Raw genomic sequence first — 18,939 nt, 5'->3', positions numbered from 1 at the left:
CCGCGCCCGCGGCGGCGGGCAAGGACTTTCGAGCCGTTATCGGGCCAGCGCCGCCAGGCGCTTCGCCGTCGGCCAGCGCACGTTCCACGCCCAGCCCAGCTTCTCGAACGCCCAGATCACCCGGGCGGAGATGTCGATCTGCCCGCGCTGGGCGCCGTGGCGGGCCGAGGTCGGGTCGGCGTGGTGGGTGTTGTGCCAGGACTCGCCCATCGACAGGATGGCCAGCGGCCAGAAGTTCGCCGACCGGTCGCGGCTGGTGAACGGGCGCTCGCCGATCATGTGGCAGATCGAGTTCACCGACCACGTCACGTGGTGCTGGAAGGAGATCCGCGCCAGGCCGGCCCAGAGGAACGCGGTCAGCGCACCCCACCACGAGAGGGTGATCAGGCCGCCCAGCAGCGGCGGGAGCAGCAGGCTCAGCACCACCCACAGGGGGAAGAGCCGGTCGACGACGCGCAGGTCGCGGTCGGCGGCCAGGTCCGGGGCGAACCGGTCGACGTTGGTCTTGTCACGGCCGAAGAGCCAGCCCATGTGCGCGTGCCAGAAGCCGCGGGCCAGGGCCACCGGCGACGTCCCGAACAGCCAGGGCGAGTGCGGGTCGCCCTCCCGGTCGGAGAAGGCGTGGTGACGCCGGTGGTCGGCGACCCAGACGAGCACCGGCCCCTGCGCGGCGAGGCCGCCGGCGATGGCCAGCGCGATCCGCAGCGCCCGCTTCGCCCGGAACGAGCCGTGGGTGAAGTAGCGGTGGTAGCCGACGGTGATGCCGAGCGTCGACACCACGAAGAACGCGCCGCCGAGGGTGAGGTCGAGCCAGCTGACGCCCCAGCCCCAGAACACCGGGACGGCCGCGGCGAGCGCGAGGAACGGGACGAGCAGGAAGGTGCGGATGGTGAGCAGCTCGGCGACGGTCTGCTTGCCGTCGAGCACGGGTTTGGGGGTCGGACGGGCAGCCTTCACAGAGGCGGTCATGCGGTACTCGTTTCGAGGTCGGCACGCGCGGGAGGGGGGCCCGCGCGGCGGCCGGGGAGCGGGAACACCCGGCGGTCAGCGGTCTGCGGGGGCCGGGCTCGTCGCCGCTCCTGCCGGCGATCGGCCTCGACGGCCACGGGCCGAGGGGGAAACCGGCGGGCCGCCGACGTCCGAGGGCCCCTCGACCCCCTCCACGTTACCGGACTGTTGTGAATCCGCAGTGTGGGCGGAACGAGTAAGGCCCCCGCCCCGGGAGGGGGCGAGGGCCTTAGGGTGCCTCGTGGCTCAGATGACGCTCACGCGCTGGGCCTGCGGGCCCTTCTGGCCCTGGCCGATCTCGAACTCCACGCGCTGACCCTCGTCGAGCGACTTGAAGCCGCTGCCCTGGATCTCGGAGTAGTGGACGAACACGTCCGGACCCCCGCCGTCCTGCGCGATGAAGCCGAAGCCCTTTTCGCCGTTGAACCACTTGACACTGCCCTGAGCCATACCCATACCTACTCTTTGTTGTGAGCCTGGATGTCCCGTTCGGACACCCGGTCTCGGCACCATCCTCCCATTACCGGCCCGCAGTGGCCACCCCCGGTGGTCAAACTCCCCAATCGGGGCGCAGCGGCATGCTCATCCCGCCCTCGTTGTCCGTCCGCACCCCGAGGATGTGGTGCAGTTCGATCTCCCGCCGTTCGAACGCCAGCCGGCAGGCCGCGAGGTACAGCGCCCACACGCGGCTGCGCCCGGCCCCGGCTTCGGCGACCGCCTCGTCCCAGTGCTCGTCCAGGTTGGCGCACCACCCGGCCAGGGTCTTCGCGTAGTGCTCGCGCAGGTTCTCCGAGTGCCGCACCTCCAGCCCGGCGTCGTGCATGGCCGTGACCAGCTCACCCGGGGATTCGAGCTCGCCGTCCGGGAAGACGTACCGGTCGATGAACCCGCGCGACCGGTGGGCGACGCTGGAGTCGGGGTTGGTGATGCAGTGGTTCAGCATCCGCCCGTGCGGCTTGAGCTTCGCGGCCAGGAAGCGGAAGTAGCCGGGGACGTTGCGCGCGCCGATGTGCTCGGTGAGCCCGATCGAGGAGATCGCGTCGAACCCCGTTTCGGTGACGTCCCGGTAGTCGAGGTGCCGGATCTCGGCGCGGTCCGCCAGGCCCAGCGCGACGATGTTCTTCTGCGCCCACTGCGCTTGTTCACGCGAAAGGGTGACACCGAGGGCCTCGACGCCGTAGTGCCGGACGGCGTGCGCGACCATCCCGCCCCAGCCGCAGCCGACGTCGAGCAGCCGCATCCCCGGCTGCAGGCCGAGCTTGCGGCAGATCAGGTCGAACTTGTTGGCCTGCGCTTCCTCCAGCGTCGCGTCCTCGGTGGGGAACACCGCGCAGGTGTAGGCCATCGACGGGCCGAGCACCAGTTCGTAGAACCGGTTGGACACGTCGTAGTGGCTGGCGATGGCCTCGCTGTCGCGCTGCTTCGAGTGCCGCAACGCGGTCAGCCCGCGCCGGAACCGGCTCGGGTGCTCCTCGGCCGGCGGCTTGACCGGCCGCAGGTGGCGCGGGCCGAGCTTGCGCAGCAGCCACAGCCGGTCGGCCGGGGTGAGCTGGTCGACCTGGGCCGCCAGCGCGTGCAGCGCCGTGTACAGGTCGCCTTCGACCTCCAGCGCGCCGGCGACGTACGCGCGGGCGAGGCCGAGGTCGCCGGGGGAGGACATCAGGTAGTCCAGCGCCAGCGGGGACCGCACCCGGATGGCCACGGGGGCGTCCGCCGGGCCGCTGCTGCTGCCGTCGTAGGCGGTGATCGACACGGTGGCGCGCGGTCCGAGGAGCCGCTCGAAGACCTCGCCGACCGTGGGGCTGTCCTGGGTCACGTTCGTTCCTTTCACCGGCGGCGGACGCACTTCTCGTAGAGGCCGAGCAGCCGCTCGCCCGGGTCGTAGGCCTGTTTGAGCGCGCGGTAGGCGTCGCCGTTGTAGAGCCGCCAGAACTCGTCCTCGGTGTAGAAGCTGTCCGAGTAGAGGGACTTGTGCCCGCCGAGCCGGGTCACCTCGGCTTCCACCATCCGGTTGTGCACGCCGTCGCGCTCGCCGGGTTCCAGCGGCACGGCCGACCAGAACCCGAAGTTGACGTACAGCTCTTCGGGGTCCAGTTCGTACAGCGGCCAGCGGACGCCGCCGGGCCGTTGCCGCAGCGGGCAGATCCAGACCGGGCTGATCGGGATCTCCCGTTCGAAGAACGCGAGGAACTCCGCGGCGCGGCCGAGCGGGACCTCGATGTCCTGCACGATCGTCTCCTCCGGCGGCAGCCGCCGGAGTTTCAGCAGCCGCTCGGCGATACGGAACCGGCGGTCGAGCGCGACGACCTTCCAGTAGACCGACGACCGGAGCAGGCGGCGGCCGAGCAGCAGCCGCGGCAGCTTGTGCTGGACGCCGAACGCGCGTGAGCACCAGAACCAGTCGGTGTCCCAGCGCCAGAGGTAGTCGCGGACGGTGAGGTGGTCGGTTTCACGCCGCCGGATCGACTTGTAGTAGATGTCGAGCCACGTGTAGTCGCTCGTCGCGGGCGCGGTGGCGGTGAACTTCGCCAGGGTGAGGTAGAGCTCGTCCGGGCCGAAGACGGTGCCGTCGACGAAGTCGTGTTCGCCGCTGTCGCAGGCTTCGCGCAGGGCGGCGAAGTAGGTGTCCCGGTCGTGGTGGCGGACGTGCCGGAGTTCCACGAACGGCTGCACCGGCTCCAGGAGGATCTTCAGCCGCAGGGCGTAGCCGAGGGTGCCGTAGGAGTTGGGGAAGCCGTGGAACAGGTCGCGGTGCTCGTTGTCCGGCGTGGCGACGACGATCCGGCCGTCCCCGGTGAGCACCTCCAGCTCGAGCACCGACTCGTGCGGCATGCCGTTGCGGAAGGACGAGGACTCGATGCCGAGGCCGGTGACCGCGCCGCCGAGCGTGATGGTCTTCAGCTGCGGCACGACCAGCGGCATCAGGCCGTGCGGCAAGGTGGCGTCGACGAGCTGTTCGTAGGTGACCATCCCTTCGACGTCGGCGGTGCGGGTCCCGGGGTCGACGCGCAGCACGTGGGTGAAGCCGGAGACGTCCAGTCCGGGGTGCTTCGCGGCGGCCCGGGAGCGGAACAGGTTGGAGGTCCGCTTCGCGAGCCGGACGGTCGTTTCACCGGCGATCGCGGTGAGCTGCCGTCTCAGTGCGTCGACGCGGGCTTCGTGCGCGGGGAACGGCGGGGCTTCCGGCGCCCCGGCCTGATCGATGGTCACGAGCACGATCCTGCCTCACGCCGCCGACGGGCGCACCGTGCCCACCGGGGCCGGTTTTTCCGGGCGTTCCGGTGGTGGGAACGGTTCAGGCGGCGGCGGGCAGCCGGGGGTCGCCTTCGAGCAGGTCCGCCGCCTCGGCCAGGAACGCGTCGGCCTTGCGCAGCCGGTCGGCCGTGCGCTGCTCGATCGCGGCCAGTCGCTCGGCGCGGCGCCGGGCGTACTCCGTCTCGCGGGCCATCTGTGCCCGGGCGTCCTCGAGTCTTCGAGCTGCCGTTTCCTCCGCTTCGCGGATGATCGCCGCCGCTCGTTCCCGGGCCGTCGCGACGACGCCGTCGGCTTCGGCGTGGGCCAGCTGGAGCAGGTGCCGCACGCGGTCCCCGACGGCGGCCGGGTCGGCGGGGGTCCGGCACAGGCGGTCGGCGCGGGCCCGCAACGCGGCGTTGTCGGAGCGGGCCTGTTCGAGGCGCTGCGCCAGGCTCTCCGCCTCGGCGACCGCGGCGTCGCGGTCGGCCGTGAGCAGGCGGATCTCGGTGAGGAGCTCGTCGATCCGCTCGTCGACCTGCTCGCGGTCGTAGCCGCGGAACGTCAGCGCGAAGCTCTCCGGCAGGGGGATCGTCATGGCCGGCGCAGCAGCGCGGCGAGTTCGCCGGCGTCGCCCGCGGTCCGGAGCGTCACGGGATCGGGCCGTCCCACGGTGTGGTCGTCCTGGTGCAGGGCTTCGACGAACCGGGCGACCCGGTGCGGCGGCGGGGCGACGGCCGGCCCGCCCAGGTAGCGCAGGACGATGAGGTCTTCACCCGAGTGCGTCTCGATCGCCGCCGCCCAGCCGCGGACCTCGTCCCAGAGCAGGGCGACGTCGCGGTCGGGGTAGTGGGGCAGCCGGGTGTCGAGGGCGACGTAGGCGGAGATCGGGCTGTCGTGGTCGAGCGTGCACGACTCGAGGCCGATGCCGAGCTCGGCGGTCACGTCGCGGAGGTAGCCGAGCAGGGCGGGGACGGCGGGGTGCTGGTAACCGGTCGGGAGTTCGATCGATGCGGTCACGGGGGTGGGTCGCCTTTCTCTTCGGTCACCTCGGTTCTAACATGTCATCGGATCGATGACAAGCAAGATGTCGCCGGATAGACGACACCGGTGCCCGGTTCGCCGGGATTGAGGGGCGGCACCCCGGGGTACCCGATCGAGTGATCGCGGAGGATCCCGCGGCGGGACGGGGAAAGCGAGGCGGCGTTGAGCATTCTGATCGACTTCGAGCGCGACACGGAGTTCTCGTTCGAGCGGCGGTTGCGCGGCTACCTGGGTGCGGTGGCCAGGGCCGTGGGGGTGGGACTGGAGTCGTGCACGCTCGACCCGGGCACGCCCGCGGCGGCCTACATCGCGCTGGACTGGCGCTTGTCCCGGTTCCCCGGCCACGACCTGGCCCTGGTGTGGGACGAGGTCCACGGCTGGGCGGCGGCGATCGAAGACGGCACGGCGACGGTCCTCGCCTACCTGGGCGGCGAGGTCCTCCCGGAGCCCCGCGCGGTGGTCCGTTTCCTGGCGGCGGTCCGCGCGGACGACCCGGACGCGGGCACCCCGGAGGCCCCGGTCCTCCGCGAAGCGGGCGACCACGAGCAGCTGCTGAATCTGGTCCCGGAGGTGGCGCCGGCCGGCCGCGGCTAGGCACACTGGGGCGGGTGGGGGAACTGACGGCGGAGGCCGTGGTCGACCAGCTGGTGCCGGCGACGCCGCGCGTGTCCCCGGACGGCCGGTGGGTGGTTTTTTCCAGCGCCCCGGTGGGCCGCGCGGGGCAGCACCCGGTGAGCACCCTGTGGCTCGCCCCGGCCGACGGCGGTGAGCCGCCCCGGGAGTTCGCGCCGAGCCCGGCGGAGGACCGGGAACCGCGCTGGTCGGCGGATGCCGGGCAGGTCTACTTCCTGTCGGACCGCGCCGAACGCGGCACGGCGCAGCTGTACCGGGCGAGCCGCGGGGGTGGCGCGCCGGAGCGGCTGACGGACTGGGGCACGGGTATCCGCGGCTACGTGCTGCTGCCGGACGACGATGCGGTGGTGCTGATCGCGCCGGGGGAGAAGGAGCGGGCGGCCGACCCCCGGGTCCGGGTGGTCGGGGCGGGTCGGACCGGTCCTTCCCAAAGCGGCCCGGTCGACCGAAGCCCCGAACCACCCCCGATCGCCGAACCCGACCCATCTCCTCGACCCATCTGGGACACCGTCGAACAACCCGGCCGGCTCTGGCTCCTCGACCTCCGCACCCTCTCCGTCCGCCCGCTCGGTGACTTCGGCTCGCGGCACGTCGTCGAAGCCGCCGTGCGGCCCGACGGTGCCGCCCTCGCCGTGCTCACCTGGTCCGCCGCCGACCGCGAACCCGGGATCTTCGAACCCGCCCTCCACCTGCTCGATCCCGCCACCGGTGCGCGGCAGGAGCTCGGGGTCCCGGCGCTGGAGGCCGCCTCGCTCACCTGGTGGCACGACGGCACGGGCTGGCGTCTCGCCTACCTCGGCCTCACCCCACCCGGCCTGATCGGCGGCGACGCGATCTTCGACGCCGCCGGTCACCGGAACCTCACCGCCGGGCTCCCCGCCTGCCCGATCGAACTGGCCGGCGACGGCCCGCTGCTGGCGCTGTTCGCCGAAGGCCTCGACACCACGATCCAGCGCTTCGATTCCGGCACCTTCACCGAGCTCACCCGCGCGACCGGCAGTCTCCAGCACCTCCACGCGGGCGGCGGGAAGGTCGCCGTCGTCGCGAGCACCGCCACCGAGCCCGACGCCGTCCACTGTGGACCGGCGAACGGCCCGCTCGCCCGCCTCGGCGAACTCCCGCTGCGCGGGATCCGGTGGGGCACCCAGGAACGCCTGTCCTACCAGGCCGAAGACGGCTTGGAGCTCGACGGCCTCCTGATCCTCCCGCCCGGCCGGACCCGCGCCGACGGGCCCTTCCCGCTCGTCACCCTGGTCCACGGCGGCCCGTACGACCGCTACGCCGACCGGTTCCAGCTCGGCTGGTTCCGCTGCGGCCAGTGGCTGGCCGCCGCCGAGTTCGCGGTGTTCCTCCCGAATCCCCGCGGCGGCCTCGGCCACGGGCACGCCTTCGCCGCGAGCGTCGCCGGGGACGTCGGCGGTGCCGAGTTCACCGACCTCCTCACCGGCATCGACCTGCTCGTGAAGGACGGCGTCGCCGACGAAGACCGGCTCGGGATCGCCGGCGGGAGCCACGGCGGGTTCATGGCCGCCTGGGCCGTCGCGCACACGGACCGCTTCAGGGCGGCCGTCGTCAACGCGGGCGTCATCGACTGGCCCCTGCTCGCCGCCACCGGTGAGCACAGCCGGTTCGAGCTCGCCCTCGGCAGCCGGGAAACCAGCCCGATCACCCACGCGGACCGGATCGCGACCCCCGTCCTCCTCGTGCACGGCGAGGACGACACGAACGTCCCGCTCTCGCAGGCCGAACTCCTGCACCACGCCCTCGGCGACCGCGAGCACGAGTTCGTGGTCTACCCCCGGGAGGGCCACTCCCTCCGCGAACGCGGCCACCAGCTCGACTTCCTGCACCGCACCCGCGCCTGGTTCTCACACCTGCTCGCCTAGCTTGTACTCGGCCCCGCCGGTGAACGAGAACCCGTCGGCGCCGACCGTGACGTCGGCTTCGCGCGGCTCGGCCCGGGCGACGACCGGCTGCACCCCGCCGTCCAGGTCGAGCACCGGTGACGCGTCGGTGTACCAGCTCGGCACCACCGGGTTGCCCCACCAGTCGCGGCGCTGGTTGTCGTGGACGTCCCAGGTGATCACCGGGTTGTCCGGGTCGCCGGTGTAGTAGTCGTGCGTGTAGATCTCGATCCGGTGCCCGTCGGGGTCGCGGACGTACAGGTAGAACGCGTTGGACACGCCGTGGCGGCCCGGGCCGCGTTCGATCGTCCCGGGCTTCCGCAGCGCGCCGAGGTGGTCGCAGATGTGCAGGATCTGGTGCCGCTCGTGCGACGCGAACGCGATGTGGTGCAGCCGGGGGCCGTCGCCGCCGGTCAGTGCCACGTCGTGGACCGTCGGCTTGCGGAACATCCAGGCCGCGTACACCGTGCCCTCGTCGTCCTGGATGTCTTCCGAAACGCGGAAACCCAGGCCCTCGTAGTACTTCCGGGCCGCCGGGACGTCCGGGGTGTCCAGGTTGAAGTGGTCCAGTCGCGACAGCGCGCCGGCGCCGTGGACGTCGTAGCGCTGGGTGAACCGCTCGACGTGCCCGGCCTCGTGGAAGAACTCGACCGGGAACCCGAGCGGGTCGAGCACGCGCACCGCCTCGCCGATGCCCCGCGTCGCGCCGGCCGGCCGTCGTTCGACCCGGCAGCCGAGCCCGTGGTGGTACACCTCGGCCAGGTCGAGGTCGGCCGGCGTGCGCACCCGGTAGGCCAGCACGCCCAGCGCGGGTTCGGGACCTTTTCGCAGCACCAGCGAGTGGTGCAGGTACTCCTCGAAAGCCCTCAGGTACAACGCGGAATCATCTTCGTGGGTGACGACGAGCCCGAGCACGTCGACGTAGAACGCCCGTGACGCGGCCAGGTCGGTGACGACGAGTTCGGCGTAGGCGCAGCGGATGACGTCCGGTGGGGTGGCGGTCATGACTGTCCCTTCCGGCCACTGCCGAACCGGGCCGTGTGCACCGGCCCGAGCGAGACGTGGATGGCCTGCTGGTGGGTGTAGAAGTCGAGCGAGCGGTAGCCGCCTTCGTGGCCGAGGCCGGACGCCTTGACCCCGCCGAACGGCGTCCGCAGGTCGCGGACGTTGTGCGAGTTCAGCCAGACCATCCCGGCTTCGACGGACTGCGCGAAGGTGTGCGCCCGGGCCAGATCGGTCGTCCACAGGTAGGCGGCCAGGCCGTACTTGACGTCGTTCGCCAGCGCGAGGGCCTCGGCTTCGGTGTCGAACGGCGTAAGCGCGACGACCGGGCCGAAGATCTCCTCCTGGAAGATCCGCGCGGTCGAAGGCACGTCGGCGAAGACCGTCGGTGCCACGTAGTTGCCGCTGTCCAGACCGGATGGACGGCCGCCGCCGGCGAGCAGGCGCCCTTCGGTCTTGCCGAGCTCGACGTACCGCATGACCTTGTCGTAGTGCTCGGGATGCACCAGGGCGCCGACCTCGGTGGCCGGGTCGTGCGGGTCGCCGACGACGATGTTCGCCGCCCGTTCCGCGTACCGGGCACAGAATTCGTCGTAGATCGGGCGCTCGACCAGGATCCGGCTGCCGGCGGTGCAGCGCTCGCCGTTGAGCGAGAACACGCCGAACAGCGTCGAGTCGAGGGCGGCGTCGAGGTCGGCGTCGGCGAAGACGATCGCCGGGGACTTGCCGCCCAGTTCCATCGACATGCCCTTGAGGTGGGCCGCGCAGTTGCGGTAGATCGTCTGCCCGGTGGTGGTCTCGCCGGTGAAGGAGATCAGCGGGACGTCCGGGTGCTTGACCAGGGCGTCGCCCGCTTCCTCGCCGTAGCCGTTGACCAGGTTGAACACCCCGTCCGGCAGCCCGGCCCCGGCGAAGATGCCCGCCCACAGGCTCGCCGAGAGCGGCGTGAACTCGGCCGGCTTGAGCACCACCGTGCAGCCCGAGGCCAGCGCGGGCGCGAGCTTCCAGCTCTCCAGCATGAACGGCGTGTTCCACGGCGTGATCAGCCCGGCGACGCCGGCCGGCTTGCGGTGCACGTAGTTCACCTGCCGCCCGGGCACCTGGTAGGTGTCGTCGGCCTGGGCGACGACGAGGTCGGCGAAGAACCGGAAGTTCTCGGCCGCCCGCTGCGCCTGCCCGAGGGCCTGGGTGATGGGCAGGCCGGTGTCGAACGTCTCCAGCTCGGCCAGCCGCCGGTCCTGGGCTTCGACGGCGTCGGCGATCCGGTTCAGGATCCGCGCCCGGGCCCGCGGCAGCATCCGCGGCCACGGGCCCTCGACGAACGCCTGGCGTGCCGCGGCCACCGCGCGGTCGACGTCCTCGGCCTGGCCCGCCGCCGCGGTCGCATAGGGCGTGTTGGACACCGGGTCGAGGACGTCGAACGTCTTGGCGGAGACGCTGCCGACGAGCTCGCCGCCGATGCAGTGCTTCAGCTCGCCCGGCAGTCCTTCCGGGACGTAGTGGGTCATTGCTTTCCTCCCACGGTGAAGCCTTCGGCCGGCGAGAGGTACTTCGCGCCTTCGGCCATGAGGTCCTTGATGCGGGCGACGCCGGATTCGGTCGGCGGGATCAGCGGCGGCCGGACGTGCCCGGAAGCGATCAGCCCGCGCTGCGCCAGCACCCACTTGCCGGGTGCCGGGTTCGTCTCGACGAACAGCAGGTCGACCAGCGGGTGCAGGCCGTAGTGGAGCTCCCGGGCCCGCTCGTGGTCGCCCGCCTGCCACGCGGTGTACATCTCCGCGCAGGCGGCCGGGGCGATGTTGGCCGTCGCGCTGACGAACCCGGCGCCGCCGAGGGCCAGCAGCGGCAGGCAGAGCAGCTCGATCCCGGACCAGACGAGCAGTTCCCGGCCGCAGAGGTGCAGCACGCGGGAGAAGTGTTCGAAGTCCTTCGTCGTCTCCTTGATCCCGACGAAGTTCTCGCACGAGCGGTACAGCCGCAGCACGGTCTCGGGGGCCAGGTCGACCGCGGTCCGGCTCGGCACGTTGTAGGCGACGATCGGCAGGCCGGGGAACTCCCGGCAGACCGTGCGGTACCAGACGAAGAGGGCGTCCTGCGTCGGCCGGGCGTAGTACGGCGTGATGACCAGGGCGGCGTCGATCCCGGCGTCCTCCGCGAGCGCCGTCAGCTCCAGGGTTTCGTCGAGCTTCGCCGAGCCGGTGCCCGGCACGAACGGGACGCGGTCGCCGACCGCCGCGGCCACCGTCCGGATCGCTTCGGCGCGCTCGGCCACCGTCTGGGAGCCGGGCTCGCCGGTGGAGCCGCCGATCGAGATGCCGTGCGTGCCCGAGGCGAGCTGCCAGCGCACGAGGTTCTTCAGCCCGTCGTGGTCGACGGCACCTTCGGCGGTGAACGGCGTCATCAGCGGCGCGATCGACCCGCGGACGGCCTGGGGGTCGGAGCGGAAGCGCATGGGTTTCCCTTCCTGCGTCAGTGGCGGCAGCCTTCGAAGAGCACCGCGTGGAAGCCCCGGTTGAGGCCGGTGAACCGGGCCGGTTCGAAGGGCCCGAGGCAGCCGGCCGGCTCGGTGTCGAGCGCCCGTGCCCGGGCCGGCGCGCCGGAGGTCAGCAGCGGCGCGGCGGCGTAGCCCTCGACGAGCGCGAAGGTCTGCCGGTAGCCGGGGGAGAAGGTGCCGTCGGCGATCCGGCTCCTGATCCACTGGTAGGCGATCCGCGGCTTGCTCAGCGCGGTGCCGGTCACCGTTTCGCGCGCCATGCGGCGTACCTTCCGCGCCAGTGCTCGTCCATCGGGTAGAGCCCTTCGACGCGCTCGCCCGCGGCGACCTGTTCGGCGATGAACGTCTCCTGCCGCTCCTGTTCGATCGCCGCCTCGACGACCTCTTCGACGAGGTCCGGCGGGATGACCAGGACCCCGTCGGCGTCCCCGGCGAGCACGTCACCCGGGCACACCGCCGCACCGCCGCAGGCGATCGCGACGTCGACGTCCCACGGCACGTGCCGCCGGCCGAGCACCGCCGGGTGCGGCCCGGCGTGGTAGGTGGGGATGTCCAAAGCGGACACCGCGGCCAGGTCGCGGACCCCGCCGTCGGTGACGATCCCGGCCGCGCCGCGCACCTGCGCCCGCAGCGCGAGGATGTCGCCGACCGTGCCGGTGCCGCGTTCGCCGCGGGCCTCCACGACGAGGACGTCGCCGGGGCCGAGGCTGTCGATCGCCTGCTTCTGCGCGTTGTAGCCGCCGCCGCGGGCCTTGAACAGGTCTTCGCGGTACGGCAGGTACCGCAGGGTCCGCGCGCGGCCGGTCAGCCGGGTGCCCGGCCGGGTCGAGGTGAGCCCGTCGATCGACACGGCGTCGTACCCGCGCTTGCGCAGCTGGGCGGACAGCGTCGCGGTGCCGACGGATTCGATCTTCTCGCGGAGCTGCGGAGTCAGCTCGAACCCCGGTCCGGCCGTCCCGTACGCGTCCGCGCGCTGCTTCTCGTCGACCCGGGGGAGTGCGCCGTACGGTCCGAACGGGACGGTCCCTTCGGCGATGGTGGTCACCAGGCGGCCGGTGGTGTGGCCGCCGCTGTCGACCTCGACCTCGACGACGTCGCCGGGGACGGCGACCGACGCACCCGCCGGGGTGCCGGTCAGGATGACGTCGCCGGGTTCGAGGGTGATCAGCTGCGAGAGGTCGGCGACCAGCCGCCCGAAGGAGAAGAGCAGGTCACCGGTGGTGTCCTCCTGGACGAGCTCGCCGTTGAGCCAGGTCCGCAGCCGCAGCGCGGCCGGGTCGAGGTCCGCCGCGGGCAGGACGCCCGGGCCGAGCGGGGTGAAGCCGTCGCCGCCCTTCGAACGCAGGTTGCTGCCCTTGTCGGCGTACCGGAGGTCGTAGACGCCGAAGTCGTTGGCCGCGGTGACGCCTTCGACGGACGACCAGCCCGCTTCGGGGGTGACGCGGCGGGCGGTGTGCCCGATGACCAGCGCGATCTCGCCTTCGAACCCCAGCAGCTCGGTGCCGGCCGGGCGCTCGAGCACCGCGCCGCTCGCCGCGACGGACGTCGGCGGCTTGAGGAAGTACGACGGCTGCTGCGGCACCCGGCCGCGCTGGGCGGCGCGGGAGCGGTAGTTCAGGTGCAGCGCGATGATCTTGCCGGGCCGCGCGATGCCGGTCATCGGGGTTCCTGCCTGCCGGAGCGGAAGTGCGGCGTTGTATACGATAACTGATACGATCTTTGGCGACAACAGCCGCCGGCGTGTGAAGCCCGGTCCGATCGGGCATTCCGCGGGCATGACGAGAACCCGCGCCTACCGCGACGGCGTGCTGCACAAGGAAGACTTCCCGCTCGCGGACGTCTCCGACTTCCTCGCCGAGCCCGGTACGGCCGTGTGGGTCGACCTCTGCGAGCCGTCGGAAGCGGACCTGGCGGAGCTGGCCGGAGAACTGGGCCTGCACCGGCTGGCCGTGGAGGACGCCGTTCAGGAGCACCAGCGGCCGAAGCTCGACCGCTACGCCGAGCACGCCTTCCTCACCGCCTACGCGGTGCGGTTCGACGCGGCCGCCGGGGACCTCGCGACCTCCGAGCTGGCGGCGTTCCTCACCGCGCAGGCGCTGGTGACGGTCCGCAAGGACGACGGGTTCGACATCGAGGCGGTGGTCCGCCGCTGGGACGAGAACACCGAGCTGGCGAAGTCCGGCGTGCCGTTCCTGGTGCACGGCCTGCTCGACTTCGTCGTCGACGGCCAGTACGAGGCCGTGCAGGCGCTGGACGAACAGGTCGAAGGACTGGAAGACCTCGTGTTCGACGACCGGCCGGACACCTCGGTGCTGCAGCGGCGCTCGTTCCGGCTGCGCAAGAGCCTGACCCGGCTGCGCAAGGTCGTGCTGCCGATGCGCGAGGTGATCAGCTCGCTGATGCGCCCGGACCTGCGGCTGGCCGACGAGCTGACGCGCCCGTACTTCGAAGACGTCCACGACCACGCCCGGCAGGCGGCCGAGCAGACCGAGTCGTTGCGGGAGCAGGTGACCACGATCCGGGAGACGCAGCTGAACCTGCAGGGCAACCGGCTCAACCTGATCATGAAGAAGGTCACCGGCTGGGCGGCGGTGATCGCGGTGCCCACCGCGGTGACGGGGTTCTACGGCCAGAACGTGCCGTACCCGGGAAACGGCACCCCGGCCGGCTTCTGGACGTCGACGGCCGTGGTGCTCGTGCTGTCGTTCGGGCTGTGGGGGTTGTTCAAGAAGAAGGACTGGCTCTGAACCTCGAAGCTCCACAGTGGAGTGTCCACTGCGGACGCCCGGCTGCGGGCGCGACGAAGCTCCGCGACGTCGGGGAGAGCACGTCGGCGGAACCCGTGCCGCCATTCAGCCGAACGGGTCAGTGTGGCCGGATGGCCTGGCAGGAAAGGAAAGGCTTCGAGGACCGCCTGGGGTGAGCACGCGCGGACACGGGCGCGGCTGGTTGCTCAACCGTTGCCGTCCAGTTTAGTGCAGCTGCACTATGCTGAGCCATCCGGTGTGCAGACAGCGGGGCGGCGCCGAGCGCCGGCAAACCAGGAAACGGGTGGCGGATGGGTGGGGCAATGGTCGAGGGGGCGCGCCCGGGTGCCAACGGGGCAGTCGCCGGAGTGGGCGAGGCCGGCGAGCAGGAGCTGCGCCGGCTGCTGGCCGGCCTGACCGCCGTCCGCGACGGCGACTTCGGCATCCGGCTGCCCGGCGGGGCCGACGGCCTGCTCGGCGAGATCGCCACGGTGTTCAACGGCATGGCCGACCAGCTTTCGCTGTTCACCTCCGAGGTCACCCGCGTCGCCCGCGAGGTCGGCAGCGAGGGGCAGCTCGGCGGCCAGGCGAAGGTCCCCGGCGTGTCCGGCACGTGGAAGGACCTCACCGACTCGGTGAACGCCATGGCCGGCAACCTCACCACCCAGGTGCGTGACATCGCGCAGGTGGCGACCGCGGTGGCGAAGGGCGACCTGTCGCAGAAGATCGACGTCGACGCGCGCGGCGAGATCCTGGAGCTGAAGGACACCGTCAACACGATGGTGGACCAGCTGTCGTCGTTCGCGGACGAGGTCACCCGGGTGGCGCGCGAAGTCGGCAGCGAAGGCCGCCTCGGCGGCCAGGCCCAGGTGCCCGGCGTCGGCGGTGTCTGGCGCGACCTCACCGATTCGGTGAACTTCATGGCCGGCAACCTGACCGACCAGGTCCGCAACATCGCCCAGGTGACGACGGCGGTCGCGAAGGGTGATCTGTCGCAGAAGATCACCGTCGACGCCCGCGGCGAAATCCTCGAACTCAAGAACACCATCAACACGATGGTGGACCAGCTGTCGTCGTTCGCCGACGAGGTCACGCGCGTCGCGCGAGAAGTGGGCACCGAAGGACGGCTGGGCGGCCAGGCCGACGTCAAGGGTGTCTCGGGCACCTGGCGCGACCTCACCGACTCGGTGAACTTCATGGCCGGCAACCTGACCGACCAGGTTCGCAACATCGCCCAGGTCGCCACCGCGGTGGCGAGCGGCGACCTCTCGCAGAAGATCAACGTCACCGCCCGCGGCGAGGTCCTCGAACTCAAGGACACGCTGAACACGATGGTGGATCAGCTGTCCGCGTTCGCGGACGAGGTCACCCGGGTGGCGCGCGAGGTGGGTACCGAGGGCCGGCTGGGCGGCCAGGCCGACGTCAAGGGCGTCTCCGGCACCTGGAAGGACCTCACCGAGTCGGTCAACGTCATGGCCGACAACCTCACCGCGCAGGTCCGGTCGATCGCCCAGGTCACCACCGCGGTCGCCCGCGGTGACCTGTCCCAGAAGATCCGTGTCGACGCCCGCGGCGAAATCCTCGAGCTGAAGGACACCATCAACACGATGGTGGACCAGCTGTCCGCGTTCGCGGACGAGGTCACCCGGGTGGCGCGCGAGGTCGGCACCGAGGGCAACCTGGGTGGCCAGGCGACCGTCCGCGGCGTGTCCGGGACCTGGAAGAACCTGACCGACAACGTCAACGTCATGGCGTCCAACCTGACCGGCCAGGTGCGCTCGATCGCCCAGGTCGCGACCGCGGTCGCCCGCGGTGACCTGTCCCGGAAGATCACCGTCGAGGCCAAGGGCGAGGTCGCGGCCCTGACCGACGTCATCAACACGATGGTCGACACGCTGTCCGCGTTCGCCGACGAGGTCACCCGGGTGGCCCGCGAGGTCGGCACCGAGGGCATGCTCGGCGGCCAGGCCCGGGTGCCGAACGTGGCCGGCACCTGGAAGGACCTCACCGACAACGTCAACTCGATGGCGAACAACCTCACCGGGCAGGTCCGCAACATCGCCCAGGTGACCACCGCCGTCGCCCAGGGTGACCTGACCCGCAAGATCGACGTCGACGCCCGCGGCGAGATCCTCGAGCTCAAGACCACGATCAACACGATGGTCGACCAGCTCTCGGCGTTCGCCGCGGAGGTCACCCGCGTGGCCCGCGAGGTCGGCAGCGAGGGCCGTCTCGGCGGCCAGGCCGAGGTCGAAGGCGTGTCGGGCACCTGGAAGCGGCTGACGGAGAACGTCAACGAGCTGGCCGGGAACCTCACCCGGCAGGTGCGCGCGATCGCCGAGGTCACCAGCGCGGTCGCCGAGGGCGACCTGACCCGGTCGATCACGGTCGACGCCTCCGGCGAGGTCGCCGAGCTGAAGGACAACATCAACTCGATGGTGGAGTCGCTGCGCGAGACGACGCGGGCGAACCAGGAGCAGGACTGGCTGAAGTCCAACCTGGCCACCATCACCGGGCTGATGCAGGGCCGCCGCGACCTCGCCGTCGTCGCGGCCGCGGTGATGGACGAGCTCGTCCCGCTGGTCAACGCCCAGTACGGCGCGTTCTACCTGGCCGACGACACCGCCGAGGTCCCCGAGCTGCGGCTGGTCGGCGCCTACGGCCACCCGGACGACGGCGACGGCCCCGCGGTCCGCTTCAAGGTGGGCCAGTCGCTGGTCGGGCAGGCCGCCCGCAGCCGCCGCGCGATCGCCGTCGACGACGTCCCGCCCGGGTACGCCACCATTTCGTCCGGCCTGGGCAGCACCGCGCCGGCCAACCTGATCGTGCTGCCGATCGTGGTCGAGGACCAGGTGCTCGGCGTGATCGAGCTGGCCTCGGTGCACGGCTTCACCACGGTGCACCGGGCGTTCCTCGAACTGCTGATGGAGCAGATCGGCGTCAACGTCAACAGCATCGTCGCCAACGCCCGCACCGACGAGCTGCTCGGCGAGTCGCAGCGGCTGACCGCGGAGCTGCAGGCCCGGTCCGAAGAACTGCAGGCGCGGCAAGAGGAACTCCAGTCCTCCAACGCCGAGCTGGAGGAGAAGGCGGCGCTGCTGGTCACGCAGAACCGCGACATCGAGACGAAGAACCTGGAGATCGAGCAGGCCCGCCAGGAACTGGAGGCCCGCGCCCAGCAGCTGACCCTGGCGTCGAAGTACAAGTCGGAGTTCCTGGCCAACATGAGCCACGAGCTGCGCACCCCGCTCAACAGCCTGCTGATCCTCGCCCAGCTGCTCGCGCAGAACCCGACCCGCAACCTCACCGCCAAGCAGGTCGAGTACGCGGGCATCATCCACTCCGCGGGCTCGGACCTGCTCCAGCTGATCAACGACATCCTCGACCTGTCGAAGGTCGAGGCCGGCAAGATGGACGTCACGCCGGAGCAGGTGTCGCTGCGCCAGCTCATCGACTACGTCGAGGCGACGTTCCGGCCGATGACGTCGCAGCGCAACCTCGACTTCCGGATCACCGTCGCGCCCGGCTCGCCGACCGAGCTGCTCACCGACGACTCGCGGCTGCGGCAGGTGCTGCGCAACCTGCTGTCCAACGCCGTGAAGTTCACCGAGGTCGGCGGGATCGAGCTGCACATCGAGCCGGTGGACCCGGAACGGCTGCCACGGCCGTTGCGCGTGCACGGGCCCGCTGTCGCGTTCCGGGTCACCGACACCGGCATCGGGATCGCCGAGCACCAGCTCGAATCGATCTTCGGCGCGTTCCAGCAGGCCGACGGCACCACCAGCCGCAAGTACGGCGGCACCGGGCTCGGCCTGTCGATCAGCCGGGAGATCGCCCAGCTCCTCGGCGGCGTCATCACGGCCGAGAGCACGCTGGGCGAGGGCAGCACGTTCACCTTCTCGCTGCCGGTCGCGCGGCCGGACTTCGCGCCGCTGCCGGCCGGGGAGCACCCCGGCACCGCCCTGGTGACGACGGATTCCGGCACCGCCGTGGCGTCCTCGGGCCCGCGGCCGTACCGGCGGCTGCTGGTCGTCGAGGAACGCCAGCACGGCCTGCTCACCCTCGTCGCCGAGAGCGCGGCGGCGGACCTGGCCGACAGCCGCGACATCGGCCTCTCGCCCGCCGACGTCGAAGTCGTGACGGCGGTCGGCACGCAGGAGGCCGCGGCCGCCCTCGCCACCGACGCCTACCACTGCGTGGTGCTCGACCTGGACCTGCCGGACCGGACGGCGTTCACCTTCCTCGACGCGATGCAGGGCGACAGCGCGCTGCGGCTGGTGCCGGTGCTCGCGCACAACAGCCGCCGGCTCGACGTCGAACTCGAACAGCTGGTGCAGTCCCGCGCGGACCGGCAGTCCCTTGAGGTGCTGTCCGGGCTGGACGAACTGCGCGAGCGGATCGCCCTGCACCTGTCGGCCGAAGAGCCCGGCGCGGTGCTGCCGCTGGTCCGCCCGGACGAGCCGGCCGCGCCGGTGCGGCCGGCCGACGTCGACACCACGCTGGCCGGGCGCACGGTGCTGATCGTCGACGACGACCCGCGCAACGTCTACGCGCTGACCGGGATCCTGGAGCTGCACGGCATGCAGGTGCTGCACGCCGAGGACGGCCGCAAGGGCGTCGAAACGGTCGCCGCGCACCCGGGCATCGACCTGATCCTGATGGACGTGATGATGCCGGAGATGGACGGCTACACCGCGACCGCGAAGATCCGCGCGATGCCCGAGCACGCCGGCATCCCGATCGTCGCGGTGACGGCGAAGGCGATGCCGGGGGACCGGGAGAAGAGCCTGGCCTCGGGCGCGACCGACTACGTGACGAAACCGGTGGACGCCGACGATCTGATCACCCGCATCAAGCGGCACGTGACGGCGTGATC

At 71.6% G+C, this 18,939-nt stretch carries 15 protein-coding genes; 4 read left to right on the top strand and 11 right to left on the bottom strand.

Annotated elements, in window-relative coordinates:
- Positions 1-36: 36 nt before the first annotated feature.
- From AB0J55_RS18300 to AB0J55_RS18275, 6 genes are all read right to left on the bottom strand, one after another.
- Positions 37-969, bottom strand: a complete 933-nt coding sequence (locus tag AB0J55_RS18300) for an acyl-CoA desaturase (RefSeq protein WP_364249252.1) — start codon at positions 967-969, stop codon at positions 37-39.
- A 285-nt stretch (positions 970-1,254) separates the two neighbouring features.
- Positions 1,255-1,458 carry a cold-shock protein gene (locus AB0J55_RS18295; protein WP_004558414.1) on the bottom strand — a complete coding sequence of 68 codons (204 nt, stop codon included), beginning with the start codon at positions 1,456-1,458 and terminating at the stop codon, positions 1,255-1,257.
- A gap of 100 nt (positions 1,459-1,558) precedes the next feature.
- Entirely contained in the window at positions 1,559-2,824 is a 1,266-nt protein-coding gene (locus AB0J55_RS18290) for a class I SAM-dependent methyltransferase (RefSeq protein ID WP_364249250.1), read from the bottom strand.
- A gap of 11 nt (positions 2,825-2,835) precedes the next feature.
- Positions 2,836-4,218: an FAD-binding oxidoreductase gene (locus AB0J55_RS18285; protein ID WP_364249248.1), complete on the bottom strand. Its 1,383-nt coding sequence runs from the start codon at positions 4,216-4,218 to the stop codon at positions 2,836-2,838.
- 85 nt (positions 4,219-4,303) lie between these two features.
- Positions 4,304-4,837 (bottom strand): hypothetical protein, encoded by a 534-nt coding sequence (locus tag AB0J55_RS18280; protein ID WP_364249246.1) that lies wholly within the window; start codon positions 4,835-4,837, stop codon positions 4,304-4,306.
- Positions 4,834-5,259, bottom strand: a complete 426-nt coding sequence (locus tag AB0J55_RS18275; RefSeq protein ID WP_364249244.1) for a DUF6292 family protein — start codon at positions 5,257-5,259, stop codon at positions 4,834-4,836. Before AB0J55_RS18275 ends, AB0J55_RS18280 begins: the two co-directional genes overlap by 4 nt.
- Positions 5,260-5,445: 186 nt before the next feature.
- Here AB0J55_RS18275 and AB0J55_RS18270 point away from each other — a divergent pair, with 186 nt between their 5' ends.
- Together AB0J55_RS18270 and AB0J55_RS18265 are read left to right on the top strand one after the other, a co-directional pair.
- Positions 5,446-5,877, top strand: a complete 432-nt coding sequence (locus tag AB0J55_RS18270) for a DUF6292 family protein (RefSeq protein WP_364249242.1) — start codon at positions 5,446-5,448, stop codon at positions 5,875-5,877.
- 14 nt (positions 5,878-5,891) lie between these two features.
- Positions 5,892-7,802: a S9 family peptidase gene (locus tag AB0J55_RS18265; RefSeq protein ID WP_364249240.1), complete on the top strand. Its 1,911-nt coding sequence runs from the start codon at positions 5,892-5,894 to the stop codon at positions 7,800-7,802.
- Here AB0J55_RS18265 and hpaD read toward each other — a convergent pair.
- From hpaD to AB0J55_RS18240, 5 genes are read right to left on the bottom strand one after another with little or no spacing between them, the layout of a single operon-like run.
- Complete coding sequence (hpaD, locus tag AB0J55_RS18260) at positions 7,785-8,825, bottom strand: 3,4-dihydroxyphenylacetate 2,3-dioxygenase (RefSeq protein ID WP_364249238.1); 1,041 nt, start codon at positions 8,823-8,825, stop codon at positions 7,785-7,787. The genes AB0J55_RS18265 and hpaD overlap by 18 nt on opposite strands.
- Complete coding sequence (gene hpaE, locus AB0J55_RS18255) at positions 8,822-10,330, bottom strand: 5-carboxymethyl-2-hydroxymuconate semialdehyde dehydrogenase (protein ID WP_364249236.1); 1,509 nt, start codon at positions 10,328-10,330, stop codon at positions 8,822-8,824. Before hpaE ends, hpaD begins: the two co-directional genes overlap by 4 nt.
- On the bottom strand, positions 10,327-11,274 hold the full coding sequence (gene dapA / locus AB0J55_RS18250) for a 4-hydroxy-tetrahydrodipicolinate synthase (protein ID WP_364249234.1): 948 nt from the start codon (positions 11,272-11,274) through the stop codon (positions 10,327-10,329). The genes hpaE and dapA overlap by 4 nt, the downstream gene beginning before the upstream one ends.
- Before the next feature lie 17 nt (positions 11,275-11,291).
- Entirely contained in the window at positions 11,292-11,576 is a 285-nt protein-coding gene (locus AB0J55_RS18245; protein ID WP_364249232.1) for a hypothetical protein, read from the bottom strand.
- Positions 11,558-12,976: a fumarylacetoacetate hydrolase family protein gene (locus tag AB0J55_RS18240; RefSeq protein WP_364249230.1), complete on the bottom strand. Its 1,419-nt coding sequence runs from the start codon at positions 12,974-12,976 to the stop codon at positions 11,558-11,560. The genes AB0J55_RS18245 and AB0J55_RS18240 overlap by 19 nt, the downstream gene beginning before the upstream one ends.
- A gap of 115 nt (positions 12,977-13,091) precedes the next feature.
- Between AB0J55_RS18240 and AB0J55_RS18235 the strand changes: the two genes are divergently transcribed.
- Together AB0J55_RS18235 and AB0J55_RS18230 are read left to right on the top strand one after the other, a co-directional pair.
- Positions 13,092-14,063: a magnesium transporter CorA family protein gene (locus tag AB0J55_RS18235; protein ID WP_364249228.1), complete on the top strand. Its 972-nt coding sequence runs from the start codon at positions 13,092-13,094 to the stop codon at positions 14,061-14,063.
- 323 nt (positions 14,064-14,386) lie between these two features.
- The gene (locus AB0J55_RS18230; protein WP_364249226.1) at positions 14,387-18,937 is read left to right on the top strand and encodes a HAMP domain-containing protein; all 4,551 of its coding nucleotides are present in this window, start codon (positions 14,387-14,389) and stop codon (positions 18,935-18,937) included.
- Positions 18,938-18,939 lie beyond the last annotated feature (2 nt).

This window comes from Amycolatopsis sp. NPDC049688 (assembly GCF_040674975.1).
Lineage (GTDB): Bacteria > Actinomycetota > Actinomycetes > Mycobacteriales > Pseudonocardiaceae > Amycolatopsis.
Note: the sequence above shows the minus strand (reverse complement) of the source record. Positions and strands in the feature narration are given on the sequence as shown.